11 protein-coding genes, 1 tRNA gene, 1 other RNA gene and 1 pseudogene are annotated in these 12,732 nt (G+C 71.1%); 4 read left to right on the forward strand and 10 right to left on the reverse strand.

Annotated features, from left to right (window positions below; translation table 11 throughout):
* Positions 1 to 41: 41 nt before the first annotated feature.
* The 4 genes and pseudogenes from N8N77_RS00875 to N8N77_RS00890 all read right to left on the reverse strand — a co-directional run bounded on the left by N8N77_RS00875 (position 42) and on the right by N8N77_RS00890 (position 4,498).
* Positions 42 to 1,265 (reverse strand): CdaR family transcriptional regulator, encoded by a 1,224-nt coding sequence (locus tag N8N77_RS00875; RefSeq protein WP_261163925.1) that lies wholly within the window; start codon positions 1,263 to 1,265, stop codon positions 42 to 44.
* Complete coding sequence (aceE, locus tag N8N77_RS00880; protein WP_261163926.1) at positions 1,258 to 3,987, reverse strand: pyruvate dehydrogenase (acetyl-transferring), homodimeric type; 2,730 nt, start codon at positions 3,985 to 3,987, stop codon at positions 1,258 to 1,260. The genes N8N77_RS00875 and aceE overlap by 8 nt, the downstream gene beginning before the upstream one ends.
* Before the next feature lie 171 nt (positions 3,988 to 4,158).
* Positions 4,159 to 4,369: pseudogene (locus N8N77_RS00885) on the reverse strand (CGNR zinc finger domain-containing protein); the annotation flags it as partial.
* Between the two features lie 56 nt (positions 4,370 to 4,425).
* A tRNA-Val gene (locus N8N77_RS00890) sits at positions 4,426 to 4,498 on the reverse strand.
* 73 nt (positions 4,499 to 4,571) lie between these two features.
* On the opposite strand from N8N77_RS00890, the gene N8N77_RS00895 reads away from it, so the two are divergent.
* The 3 genes from N8N77_RS00895 to N8N77_RS00905 are packed head-to-tail and all read left to right on the forward strand — an operon-like array spanning position 4,572 to position 7,529.
* The gene (locus tag N8N77_RS00895; protein WP_261163928.1) at positions 4,572 to 5,336 is read left to right on the forward strand and encodes a zinc ribbon domain-containing protein; all 765 of its coding nucleotides are present in this window, start codon (positions 4,572 to 4,574) and stop codon (positions 5,334 to 5,336) included.
* Positions 5,333 to 5,812 (forward strand): reverse transcriptase-like protein, encoded by a 480-nt coding sequence (locus N8N77_RS00900; protein WP_261163929.1) that lies wholly within the window; start codon positions 5,333 to 5,335, stop codon positions 5,810 to 5,812. Before N8N77_RS00895 ends, N8N77_RS00900 begins: the two co-directional genes overlap by 4 nt.
* Positions 5,796 to 7,529, forward strand: a complete 1,734-nt coding sequence (locus tag N8N77_RS00905) for a bifunctional 3'-5' exonuclease/DNA polymerase (protein ID WP_261163931.1) — start codon at positions 5,796 to 5,798, stop codon at positions 7,527 to 7,529. The genes N8N77_RS00900 and N8N77_RS00905 overlap by 17 nt, the downstream gene beginning before the upstream one ends.
* Positions 7,530 to 7,533: 4 nt before the next feature.
* On the opposite strand, the gene rnpB is transcribed toward N8N77_RS00905, so the two are convergent.
* The 6 genes from rnpB to N8N77_RS00935 form a co-directional block, all read right to left on the reverse strand.
* An RNA gene (gene rnpB / locus N8N77_RS00910) (RNase P RNA component class A) lies at positions 7,534 to 7,890 on the reverse strand.
* Positions 7,891 to 7,904: 14 nt separating this feature from the next.
* Positions 7,905 to 8,699 (reverse strand): polyphosphate--glucose phosphotransferase, encoded by a 795-nt coding sequence (gene ppgK, locus N8N77_RS00915; protein WP_261163932.1) that lies wholly within the window; start codon positions 8,697 to 8,699, stop codon positions 7,905 to 7,907.
* Between the two features lie 94 nt (positions 8,700 to 8,793).
* Positions 8,794 to 9,168, reverse strand: coding sequence for an RNA polymerase-binding protein RbpA (locus N8N77_RS00920; protein ID WP_261163934.1), 375 nt, complete (start codon positions 9,166 to 9,168; stop codon positions 8,794 to 8,796).
* A gap of 169 nt (positions 9,169 to 9,337) precedes the next feature.
* Positions 9,338 to 10,096 carry a glycerophosphodiester phosphodiesterase family protein gene (locus N8N77_RS00925; protein WP_261163936.1) on the reverse strand — a complete coding sequence of 253 codons (759 nt, stop codon included), beginning with the start codon at positions 10,094 to 10,096 and terminating at the stop codon, positions 9,338 to 9,340.
* Positions 10,093 to 11,205, reverse strand: a complete 1,113-nt coding sequence (locus N8N77_RS00930) for an SPFH domain-containing protein (RefSeq protein ID WP_261163938.1) — start codon at positions 11,203 to 11,205, stop codon at positions 10,093 to 10,095. The genes N8N77_RS00925 and N8N77_RS00930 overlap by 4 nt, the downstream gene beginning before the upstream one ends.
* A gap of 28 nt (positions 11,206 to 11,233) precedes the next feature.
* Positions 11,234 to 11,701, reverse strand: coding sequence for an NfeD family protein (locus N8N77_RS00935; RefSeq protein ID WP_261163940.1), 468 nt, complete (start codon positions 11,699 to 11,701; stop codon positions 11,234 to 11,236).
* A gap of 205 nt (positions 11,702 to 11,906) precedes the next feature.
* On the opposite strand from N8N77_RS00935, the gene N8N77_RS00940 reads away from it, so the two are divergent.
* Positions 11,907 to 12,671 (forward strand): SDR family oxidoreductase, encoded by a 765-nt coding sequence (locus N8N77_RS00940; protein ID WP_261163942.1) that lies wholly within the window; start codon positions 11,907 to 11,909, stop codon positions 12,669 to 12,671.
* Positions 12,672 to 12,732 lie beyond the last annotated feature (61 nt).

Genomic DNA, 12,732 nt, shown 5'->3' on the forward strand with positions numbered 1-12,732 from the left:
GTGCATGTTTCACAGCGCGTCGTGACGAGGTGTGAGAACGGTCAGCGGGGCCGGCGCACGGCGGGGCGTCGACGCGTCGCCTCGGTACCCATCGACCCGAGGATCAGGGCCGTCTGCAGGATGAGCGCCTCCCGCGGCCCGGTGGCATCCCATCCGATCACGTCGCCCACCTTCTTCAGGCGGTACCGCACCGTGTTGGGATGGACGAACAGCTCACGAGCCGTGGCCTCCAGCGAGCGCCCGTTGTCGAGGTACGCCCACAGGGTGGTCACGAGGTCCGTCGAGTGGTCGGCGAGCGGCTGATAGATCCGCTCGACGAGGGTGCGCTTCGCGACGGGATCGCCGGCGAGGGCGCGCTCGGGAAGGAGGTCGTCCGCCTCGACGGGGCGCGGCGCGCCGCGCCAGGCGCGCGCGACGGCGAACCCGGCGAGGGCGGCGCGGGCGCTGCGGCTCGCATCGACGAGGGCCGCCACGGTCGGGCCGAGAACGAGATGCCCCTCGCCGAAGTGCGGCTCCAGCCCGCGGGCGATCTCGCCGAACGGCAGCTCCGGCTTGTCCGCTGCGCGCGGCGCGTGGGCGCGGCCGAGCACGAGCACGAGGCGCGATCCCTGCACGCCGATGAGCACGTCGACGCCCAGTTTGCGGGCGGTGCGCCGCACCTGGTCCACATCGAAGCCGCGCGGTGTCGTGCCCACGAGCACGCACGATTCGCCGTGACCGTGCCATCCCAGCGCGGCGATGCGGCTGGGGAGCTCCTCGTCGGTCTCGCCGGTGAGGATCGAGTCGACGACGAGCGCCTCCAGTCGTGCGTCCCAGAGCCCGCGCGACTCGGCCGCCCGGGCGTAGACGTCGGCCGCGGTGAACGCCACCTCGCGCGAGTAGAGCAGGATCGCCTCGCGCAGTTGCTCGCTCTTGCTCGCGACGCGCTCCTCGACCACCTCGACCGTGATGCGCACCAGTTGCAGGGTCTGCTGCAGGCTGACGCTGCGCAGCAGCTCGCGCGGGGCGGCGGCGAAGATGTCGGCCGCGATGGACGGCGTCGTGGTGGGGTCGTCGTACCACTGGATGAACGACGAGATGCCCGCCTGCGCGACGAGGCCCACGGCCGAGCGGCGCCCGGCCGGCATCTCGGTAAACCACGGCAGCGACTCCTCCAGCCGCCGGGTGGTGGCGGTGGCGAGGTCGCCCGAGATGCGCCGGAGCCAGGCGAGGGTGGCGACCTTGTCGGGTTCGTTCGCCCCCTCGCCCGTGCGGGACTCAGGCATCCCCGCCCGCGTTGCCGGACGTGCCGGCGCCGACCTCGTGCAGGCGGTACTTCTCGATGGCCTGGCCGACGACCGCGCGGTCGACCTTGCCCTGCTCGGCGAGCATCTGCAGCGCCTTGACGACCATCGACGGCCCGTCGATCTTGAAGAAGCGGCGGGCGGCGGGACGCGTGTCGCTGAAGCCGAAGCCGTCGGCGCCGAGGGTGCCGTAGGGCCCGGGCACCCAGGGCCGGATCTGGTCCTGGACGGCGTGCATGAAGTCGCTCGTCGCGACGAACGGCTGGCCCTCGGCGTGCTTCAGCTTCTCGGTCAGGTAGGCGGCGCGGGGCTCGTCGTCCGGGTGCAGGAAGTTGTGCTCGTCGGCGGCGAGGCCGTCGCGGCGCAGCTCGGTCCAGCTCGTGACCGACCACACGTCGGCGACGACGCCCCAGTCGCTCTTCAGCAGCTCCTGCGCCTCCAGCGCCCACGGCACGCCGACGCCCGAGGCGAGCAGCTGCACGCGGTGACCGTCGCCCTCGCCCTCCGCGACGCGGTGGATGCCCTTGACGATGCCCTCGACGTCGACGCCCTCGGGCTCGGCCGGCTGCACCATCGGCTCGTTGTACACGGTGAGGTAGTACATGACGTCGGGGTCGGGGTGCTGGCCGCCGTACATGCGCTCGATGCCCGACTGCACGATGTGCGAGATCTCGTAGCCGTACGCCGGGTCGTAGCTGAGCACGGCCGGGTTGGTCGAGGCGAGCAGATGCGAGTGCCCGTCCATGTGCTGCGTGCCCTCGCCCGCGAGCGTCGTGCGGCCCGCGGTGGCGCCGATGATGAAACCGCGCGCCAGCTGGTCCGCGGCGGCCCAGAACGCGTCGCCCGTGCGCTGGAAGCCGAACATCGAGTAGAAGATGTAGACCGGCAGCAGCGGCTCGCCGTGCGTCGAGTACGACGTTCCCGTGGCGGTGAACGCCGCGGTCGCGCCGGCCTCGTTGATGCCGACGTGCATGATCTGCCCCTCGGGGCTCTCCTTGTACGCCAGGAGCAGCTCGCGATCGACCGACGTGTAGTTCTGGCCGTGCGGGTTGTAGATCTTGGCGGTCGGGAAGTACGAGTCCATACCGAACGTGCGCGCCTCGTCCGGGATGATCGGCACGATGCGGTTGCCGAAGCCCTTGACCTTCATGAGGTCCTTGAGCATGCGCACGAAGGCCATCGTCGTGGCCACCTGCTGCGATCCCGAGCCCTTCTTGGGCAGGGAGTAGTCCTTGTCCTGGGGCAGTTCGAGGCCCACGTGCGTCGACCGGCGCTCGGGCAGGAAACCACCCAGCGCCTTGCGCCGCTCCAGCATGTACTGGATCGTCTCGTCCTGCGGGCCGGGGTTGAAGTACGGCGGCTGGTATGGGTTCTCCTCGAGCTGCGCGTCGCTGACGGGGATGTCCATCGTGTCGCGGAACAGCTTGAGGTCGTCGAGCGTCATCTTCTTCATCTGGTGGGTCGCGTTGCGGCCCTCGAAGTGCGGGCCGAGCCCGTAGCCCTTCACCGTGTGGGCGAGGATGACGGTCGGCTGGCCCTTGTGCTCCATGGCCGCCTTGTACGCCGCGTACACCTTGCGGTAGTCGTGACCGCCGCGCTGCAGGTTCCAGATCTGCTCGTCGGTGTAGTCCTTGACGAGCTCCAAGGCGCGCGGGTCGCGCCCGAAGAAGTTCTCCCGGATATACGCACCCGACTCCGCCTTGTAGGTCTGGAAGTCGCCGTCGGGGGTCGTGTTCATGAGGTTCAGCAGGGCGCCCTCGACGTCACGGGCGAGGAGGTCGTCCCAGCCGCGGCCCCAGATGAGCTTGATGACGTTCCAGCCGGCGCCGCGGAAGAAGCTCTCGAGCTCCTGGATGATCTTGCCGTTTCCGCGCACGGGGCCGTCGAGGCGCTGCAGGTTGCAGTTGATCACGAAGGTGAGGTTGTCGAGCCCCTCGTTGGCCGCGACCTGGAGCTGTCCGCGCGACTCGACCTCGTCCATCTCGCCGTCACCGAGGAACGCCCACACGTGCGAGTCGGCGACGTCCTTGATGCCCCGGTTGGCGAGGTACTTGTTCGTCATCGCCTGGTAGATCGCGTTGATCGGCCCCAGGCCCATCGACACCGTGGGGTACTGCCAGAAGTCCGGCATCATACGCGGGTGCGGGTACGACGGCAGGCCGACCGGCGCGGCCGACTTCTCCTGACGGAAGCCGTCGAGCTGCTGCTCGGTGAGGCGGCCCTCGAGGAACGCGCGCGCGTACATGCCGGGGGAGGCGTGGCCCTGGTAGAAGATCTGGTCGCCGCCGTTGCCGGCGTCCTGGCCGCGGAAGAAGTGGTTGTGGCCGACCTCGTACAGCGACGCGGCGGAGGCGTATGTCGAGATGTGCCCGCCCACGCCGATGCCGGGGCGCTGCGCGCGGTGCACCGTGATGGCCGCGTTCCAGCGGATCCAGTGGCGGTACCGGCGCTCCAGCTCCTCGTCGCCGGGGAATGCGGGCTCGTCCTCGGCCGAGATCGTGTTGACGTAGTCGGTGGTGGGAACCATCGGCACGCCGAGGCGACGCTCCTTCGAGCGCTTCAGCAGGCTCAGCATCACCTCACGGGCACGCTGCGGCCCCTTGGCCGCGACGAGCTCGTCCAGCGACTGCTGCCATTCGCTGGTCTCTTCGGGATCGCTGTCCTGCGGCCCCTGCGAGTACGGATCCTGATCGTGAACAGCCACCGGATGACCTTTCGTCAGTGCGGCAGTTCGTGCCGCGTACATTGCCGGCGCGCGCAGGGTCCCGGTCGGGACGACGCCGCACGCGTGTCCTCGTCAGCCTATCGCCTCTGGCGAGCACTCGATCTGACCGCCGGAGCGCGACGGATGGGCCCCGCGTCGGCCGCGCGTGCGGGCACGGGCCCGGTGCCGCTGCACGGCCGACCGGTTCGCGCAGCGGACGGAGCAGTAACGCTGGCGTCCGTTCCCCGTGACGTCGACGACGTTGTCGCAGGTGTCGGCCGCACAGCGCCCGAGCCGGTGCATCCCCCGCGTGGCGAGGTGCAGCGCCGTTCCGACGGTGAACGGCGCGGATCACGTGGGCCAGTCCCTGCTGATCGTCCCGACGCGCTGAGCCGGGCGAGCGGGCACGGTCGCGATCGAGGGTGAGCGAGGCTCTCGTGGGCCCTGCCGGGATCGAACCGACGACACCCTGGGTGTAAACCAGGTGCTCTACCAGCTGAGCTAAAGGCCCCTGCGGTGAGTCTATCGGGGCGCGCTGCGGCCTCCCTCGCTCGGGGCGCTGGCCCGCGCCGTAGGCTGGAGGAGTGAAGGCTTCTCCCGCGGATCAACTCCTGCTTCTGGACCTCGCCGACATCGATCGGCGGATGAAGGCGGCCGAGACCGCCCGGACCAATCCGCCGCAGGCGGCGCGCGTGAAGGAGCTCATCGAGCACCGTAACGCCCTGGGGCGCGAGCTCGTGTCGCGCACCAACGCGCGCGACGATGTCGTGAGCGAGCTGAGGCGCATCGAGGGCGACATCGACGTGGCCCGCAAACGACGCGAGCGTGACGAGCAGCGCCTCGGGCAGACCGCGATCGCCCGCGACGCGCTGGCGATGCAGGAGGAGATCGCGGCCCTCGGCAACCGTATCGACCAGCTCGAGACCCTTGAGCTCGAGCTGATGGAGCGACGGGACGAGGCGGAGGCGGCTCTGGCGGAGCAGCAGGCGCTGCTGGACGAGACGACCGGCGAGGGGCGGCGACTCAGCGAGGAGGCCAAGCAGGCGGTGGCCTCGGCCGCGCGCGAGCTCGCCGAGCTGGAGCGCGACCGGGAGGCGCTGACGGGCCGGTTGCCGGCCGATCTGCGCAGCGAGTACGAGAGGCTGGCGGCCCGGGGGATCGGCGCCGCGCTCTTCACACGGACGACGTGCGGCGCCTGCCGCATGACGCTCTCGCCCAGCGACATCTCGGCCGTCCGCGCGACCCCGCTCGACGAGGTGGCCCACTGCCCCGAGTGCGGCACGATCCTGGTGCGTACGAACGAGAGCGGCCTCAACGCCTCGGCCGAGGGCGGGGTGCGGTTCGAATGACGCGCACACTGATCGTCGAGGCGGATGGCGGCTCGCGGGGCAACCCGGGCGTCGCCGCCGGCGGCGCCGTCGTGATCGATCCCGACACCGGCGAGGTCCTGAGTGAGCTCGGCGTGTTCGTCGGCGTCGCGACGAACAACGTGGCGGAATACAACGGCATGATCGCGGGGATCGCCGCGGCGGTCGAGCGCGACCCCGACGCGATCCACGTGCGCATGGACTCCAAGCTCGTCGTCGAGCAGATGACGGGGCGATGGAAGATCAAGCATCCCGACATGCAGGGGCTCGCGCGCCGCGCGCGCGACCTGATCGGGTCGCGGCGCGTCACGTTCCAGTGGGTGCCGCGCAACGAGAACAAGCTGGCCGATGCGGCGGCGAACGAGTCGATGGACAAGCGCCTGTCGTTTCGGCGCGACCTCGACGGCCACACCGCGGTGACCGAGACCGCCGCGGTCGACGGTGAGCGGCTCTTCTGACGACCCCGGGACGCCCGCCTCGCCATGGGCGGCGGCCGATCGCATCGTGCTCGGCCGCACCTCCGGGGGAGCGATCGTCGCGGTGGCGCTCGACGGGGCCGAGGAGGCGGGCCGAAGGCCGCTGAGCGACGCCGAGCTGCCCGCGTGGGTCGCCGCCCGTGAGGCCGAGGCCCGTCGTGCGGGGCGCGGCGTGCGCTGGATCTGGTCGAGCACGGCCGAGTGGTATCCACCGCTGCTCGCCGCGGGCGTGCGGGTGTCGCGCTGCCACGACCTGCGCCTCTGTCGGACGATCCTCACGCTCGCCGTTCCCCAGGTGGCCGGGGCACATCCGGTCTGGGACGCCCCGCCCGCGGCGGAGGCGGATGACGCCCTGTTCGCGCTGGACCCCGCCGGCCCGACGGCCACCGAGCTCGCGCACACGGTAGCCGAGCACGAGCGCCAGGAAGAGGCGGTCGCCGGCTCGGCGGACCCTGGCCGCCTGCGGCTGCTGCTGGCCGCGGAGTCGGCGGGCTCGCTCGTCGCCGCCGAGCTGCGCGCTGCGGGCCTGCCCTGGGACGAGGCTCGGCACGACGCGTTGCTGCGCGAACAGCTGGGGGAGCGCGGGGCGGGCGGCATGCCGTCGCGCATCGCCGCGGCAGCGACGGCGGTACGCGAGGCGCTCGGTGACCCGGCGGCGTCGCTCGACTCGCAACCGAAACTGCTGCGCGCCCTGCACCGTGCCGGGGTGCGCGTGGAGTCGACGAGCAAGTGGGAACTCGCCGAGCACGATCATCCCGTCGTGGCTCCGTTGCTCGAGTACAAGCGGCTGATGCGGTTGTACACCGCCAACGGGTGGGCATGGCTGGCCGAGTGGGTGCAGGACGGTCGGTTCCGCCCGGTGTACGTGCCGGGGGGCGTGGTCACGGGCCGGTGGGCGTCTTCCGGCGGCGGTGCGCTGCAACTGCCGCGCGGGCTTCGCGCCGCCGTGCGCGCCGACGAGGGGTGGGTTCTCGTCGACGCAGACGTGGCACAGCTGGAGCCACGGGTGTTGGCCGCCATGGCGCGCGACGAGCGGATGGCGCGGGCAGCGGGCGCCGACCTCTATGAGGGGCTGGTCGCCAACGGTACCGCCGCGACGCGGGCGGAGGCCAAGGTGGCGATGCTCGGTGCCCTGTACGGGGCGACGACCGGCGACTCGGGCCGGCTCGTGCCGCGGCTGCGCCAGGCGTTCCCCCGAGCGATGGCGCTCGTCGACGCGGCCGCCCGGGAGGGGGAGCGCGGCGGGCAGGTCTCGACCTGGCTCGGGCGCGTCTCGCCGCCCCCGGGCGCGGCCTGGCACGAGGCGCAGCGCGGTTCGTCGGCCGGTGCCGCAGAGGAGCAGCGCGCCAAGCGGTTGGCCGGCGACCACGGGCGCTTCACACGCAACTTCGTCGTGCAGGGCACGGCGGCGGAATGGGCGCTGGCCTGGCTGGCGGATCTCCGCGCGCGGCTCGCCGAGATCCCGCCCGTATCGGAGGAGAAGGCGGCGCGCCGGTCTGGTCCGGTCTTCGCGCGGCGCCCGCACCTGGCCTTCTTCCTGCACGACGAGGTGATCGTGCACGCCCCGGCCGAGCGCGCCGAGGAGGCGGCGCGCGCGGTGCGCGACGCCGCGGAAGCGGCACGGCTCCTGCTGTTCGGCTCGTTTCCGATCGCGTTCCCGCTCGACGTGCGGATCGGTCCCAGCGCGGCGAAGGACTGAGGTGCGAATGGGCCGGCCTGTACGCCGGGTTCTGTTCCAGAGCCGAAGCTCCTTCGACGGCCATCTCTCTCGGCGACACGTTGCCGTGCCGCTCTAGCAACCTACCCGGGGACTCGGCGGGCCGCGTCGTCATCCCCTGTTGGTCTTGCTCCGGGCGAGGTTTACCCAGCGAGCCATGTCACCACGGCCCCTGGTGGTCTCTTACACCACCGTTTCACCCTTACCGGCCGAAGCCGGCGGTCTGCTTTCTGTTGCACTTTCTCGCGGATCGCTCCGGGTGGGTGTTACCCACCGCCCTGCCCTGTGGAGCCCGGACGTTCCTCGGCGCGCTCACGCGCGACGCGGCCGTCCGGCCGACCCATTCGCCCGCCCAGTCTACGCGGGCGCGCCGCTGAGCTCCCTGAGGTACTCGTCGTCCGTCTTCGCGAGGCTCGCGGCCCCGATGATGCCCGCGTTGTTGCGGTGCGTGGCGGTCGTGAACTCCGCGCGCGTGGTGATGAGAGGCATGAACTTCTCGGGGTTCTTCGACACACCGCCGCCGACGAGGATCAGGTCGGGGGAGAAGAGGAACTCGACGTGGTCGTAGAACTTCTGCAGGCGCTGCGCCCACTCCTCCCACGACAGCCCGTCGCGCTCCCGGGCGGTGGCCGCGGCGTAACGCTCGATCGACTCGCCGTTCCAAAGGAGGTGGCCCAGCTCCGTGTTCGGCACGAGCTTGCCCTCGAAGAGGAACGCCGACCCGATGCCGGTGCCGAGCGTCGTGAGGATCGTCAGCCCGGCCCGTCCCTTCGCGCCCCCGTAGCGCAGCTCGGCAAGGCCCGCGGCGTCGGCGTCGTTGACGAAGTGGATGTCGCGGCCCAGGCCGTCCTCGAAGAACTTCTCGGCCTCGAACCCGATCCACTCCTTCGAGACATTGGCGGCGGACAGCGTGCGCCCACCCTTGACGATGGTCGGGAAGCAGATGCCCAGCGGGAGCTCGTCGGCCTCCTCACCGAGCAGATCCAGCAGCGCCTGAACCGTGGCGAGCACATCGGCGGGATGGCCACCGTCCGGGGTGTCGATCCGGACGCGATCGCTCAGGAGTTCGCCGGAGTCCAGATCCACGATGCCGGCCTTCATGCCGGTGCCTCCGACGTCGACGCCGACCGCACGATTCTCGCTTTTCGCCATGATCCTCAGATTACCGATGATGCGGTGCGCGATTGACCACGCCAAAGCGGAACGCCGGCCCCCGAAAGGGACCGGCGTTCGCGTGATCGCGCGCTCAGGCGCTCTTGGCCGACGAGTCGGTCTCGCCGCGGCGCGCACGCACGTAGGCGAGGCGCTCGGCGAGGATCTCCTCGAGCTCGGGGATCGTGCGGCGCTCGAGCAGCATGTCCCAGTGGGTGCGGGGCGCCTTGTCACCGGAGTGGTCGACCTCGGCCTGCCCGGTGCTCGTCTGCAGCAGCGCCTCGCCGCCACAGGTGCGGCACTCCCACGTCGCGGGCGGCTCCGCGTCGGCCGCGAAGGTGAGCTCGGTGTCACGCCCGCACTTGCTGCAGGTGTACGTGTGCTGCGTGCGCTCCATGAACACGACGCCCTCTTCGCTCTGCAGGCTCTGAGCGCCGAGTCGGATGCCACGAAGGCTGCGGTCTGCCATGGTGTGGTCCTTTCGTCAACTCCTCTGTATAACGCCTGCGCCTGTGCGGATCATCCGAACGGCGGGCCCGGCGCGGCACCTCCCAGCCGATGCTCAGCGCTCTTCGCCGCGCGCGTGGCGGGCGACGGCGCGAGGCGGCGACGATGGCGGGACACGGCTTGTCGGCGCGTCAACGAAACGCGTCGAGAGCGTCGGCGGCGCGGTCGGTGACGATACCGTCCACGCCCATCGCGACGAGGCGCCGCATGGTGGCGACATCGTTCACGGTCCACACGTGCACCTCGCAGCCGGCCTCGTGGGCGAGAGCGACGAAGCGCGGCGTGACGACCCGAACGGGGCCCTGCCTCTCCGGCACCTGCAACGCGTCGATGCCCCGCAGCGCGCGAAGGGCGAGCGGCCGCGCTCGCAGCGCGGCGGCCAACGCGAAGCGCACGATCGTGCCGCGGCCCGCGGAGGTCGCGGGCCGCGCGGGTGCCGCGGCCGCGAGTGACGCGCGGCGCCGCGCGTCCGAGAAGCTCGTCAGAAGAACGCGTTCGGGCGCGGTGGCAGCGATGCGCCCCGCCGGTGCGGCGGCGGCCGCGGCCTTCACATCGACGTTGAACCGCACCTCGGGAAAGGTGTCGAGCGCCTGGGCCAGCGTGAGGGCGCCCCCGTGGTCGGCGAGCTGCGACTCGATCTCGGCGAGAGTGACGGCGTCCACGCGGCGCTCGTCGCCGGTGATCGACTCCATCGTGGCGTCATGGAACAGCACGACCTCTCCGTCCGCGGTGAGGTGGCAGTCCGTCTCGATGTAGGTCACCCCGGCGGCGTGCGCGGCGGCGAACGCCGCCAGGGTGTTCGGGGCGATTCCCGACGCATCGCGGGGCACGAGGCCCCGGTGCGCCAGCACGCGGGGCCTCGCCTCGTGCGAGAGGTAGGGGTGTGTCACGCGCCCTGGTCGTCGGAGCGGCGTGCGGCGTCCGCGGCGTCCATCGGCGGCCGGGGCGGAAGCGCGCCGCCGGCGGCCCCGCCGACCTGCGAGGCCGACGCCTCGGCCTCAGACGAGACCTCCTCGGCGGCCTTCATCGCCTCCTGCGCGGCCTTCAGTGCGTCGCTCACGTCCGGGTCGGCCTCGCGGGACGGGGCCGGTCGCGGCGCGCGCGGCGGCCGCGGCGCACCCGGAAGGCCGCCGGCGAAGCCGCCCGAAATGCCCTTGAGGGCCTCCGTCAGCTCGCTCGGGATGATCCACAGCTTGCTCGCCTCGCCCTCCGCGATCTTCGGCAGCATCTGCAGGTACTGGTAGGCGAGAAGCTTGTCGTCCGGTGCACCGGCGTGGATGGCGCTGAAGACGGTCTGGATGGCCTCCGACTCGCCCTGCGCGCGCAGCACCTGGGCCTGCTTGTCACCCTCCGCCTTGAGGATCTCGGACTGCCGCGCACCCTCGGCCACGAGGATCTGCGACTGCTTGTGTCCCTCGGCGGTGAGGATCGCGGCGCGGCGGTCACGCTCGGCGCGCATCTGCTTCTCCATGGCGTCCTGCAGCGAGGCGGGCGGGTCGATCGCCTTCAGCTCCACGCGATTCACCTTGATGCCCCAGCGACCGGTGGCCTCGTCCAGCTCGGTCATCAGCTTGGCGTTGATGACGTCGCGGCTCACGAGCGCCTCCTCGAGGTTGAGGGAGCCGACCACGTTGCGCAGGGTGGTGATGGTGAGCTGCTCGACGGCGCCGAGGTAGTTGGCGATCTCGTACGTCGCCGCCCGCGGGTCGGTGACGGTGAAGTAGACCACCGTGTCGACCGCCACCGTCAGGTTGTCCTCGGTGATCACGCCCTGGGGCGGGAAGGACACGACCTGCTCGCGCAGATCGACGCGCAGGCGCGGTCGGTCGATGAACGGCACGATCAGGTGCGGGCCGCCGTACAGCGTGCGGTTGTACTTGCCGAGCCGCTCGATGATGACGGCGTCGCTCTGGCGCACGATCGTGATGGCGCGCAGCAGGGTGACGATCGCGAAGACGACGATCGCGGCGACGAGCACCCAGAGGATGACGTTGTCCATGGAAATCTCTCTCTCGGCCGGGGACGGGTCAGTGCGTCGGATCGACGGCGGGGGGACGGTCGCCCACGTACACGAGCGCGCCCTTGACGGACTGCACGTAGACGACGGCGCCGGCGGGGATCTCGAGCGCGCCAGTGGTGCGAGCCGACCAGGTCTGCCCGTCGGCGAGCTTCACGACACCGGCGATCGGCGTGACGGGCTGCTGCACCGTCCCGGCCATCCCGAGCAGCGCGTCGACATTGAACTTCATCGGGTCGTGCGGGCGACGCAGGCGGCGAAGCAGCGGCGGCCGTAGGAACAGCAGCAGCGCCACGGCCGCGACAGCCGCGATGATGATCTGCAGCCAGATCGGTGCGCCCAGCAGCGACGCCGTCAGTCCGATGGCGGCGCCGATCGCGATCATCAGGAATGTGAACTCGCCCGAGAGCATCTCGATGACGAGCACGATCGCGATCACCGCAAGCCAGGCAATCCAGGCGTAGTCGGCGATGTCCATAGGTTCCCCCTCCTTGCGGCCACCTTATCCATGTGCGGTGTCTCGCGCCGACACTGCGCATGGGCAGAACTGCACATGACGGCCGTGGACAACGATTCGCGCGATCCGTTGGACAGTGTCTCCGGAGCGGGCGGGGACGTCGTTGCTAGTCTCGGGACGGCCGGTCCTTTCGTCCGGCCTCGTCGTCTCACGCAGGAGTTCACCCGTGTCGCAGCCCCTCGCCCCCGGATCCCTCGTCGGAAAGACCGCTCTCGTCACCGGCTCATCCCGCGGCATCGGCGCCGACACGGTGCGGTACTTCGCTGAGGCCGGGGCGAACGTCGTCATCAACTTCCGCAACAAGGCGCCCCGTGCCGAGAAGCTCGCGGCGGAGGTGCGCGAGCTCGGCGTCAAGGCGCTCGTCGTCGGCGCAGACCTCACCGACTCGGCCTCCGTCGCCGCCATGTTCGACGCCGCCCGCGCCGAGTTCGGCACGCTCGACATCCTCGTCCTCAACGCCTCGGGCGGCATGGAGTCGGGCATGGCGGAGGACTACGCGCTGCGCCTCAACCGCGACGCCCAGGTCGGCGTGCTCGAAGCCGCTCTTCCTCTCATGGGACGCGGCTCGCGCGTGGTGTTCGTCACCAGCCACCAGGCCCACTTCATCCGCACGACGCCCACGATGCCCGAGTACGAGCAGGTCGCGCTGTCGAAGCGCGCCGGCGAGGACGCGCTGCGCGAGCGCATCCCGGCGCTCGAGGAGGCCGGGATCGGTTTCGTCGTCGTGTCGGGAGACATGATCGAAGGCACGATCACGGCCACGCTGCTGGAGCGCGCCAACCCCGGCGCGATCGCCTCGCGGCGCGAGGACGCCGGGCGGCTCTACAACGTCTCCGAGTTCGCGGCCGAGATCGCCAAGGCGGCCGTCGCGCCGGTGCCGGAGGGCAACGAGCTGCTGCTCGGCGACACCTCGAGCTTCGTCGCCCCGTAACTCGCCCGCGGCCGGTCCCTCCGCGGAGGGATCCGGCGCGCCGCCGTGCGTGACAAGATGA

Source organism: Microbacterium sp. Marseille-Q6965, assembly GCF_946151065.1.
In the GTDB taxonomy this organism is placed as follows: domain Bacteria; phylum Actinomycetota; class Actinomycetes; order Actinomycetales; family Microbacteriaceae; genus Microbacterium.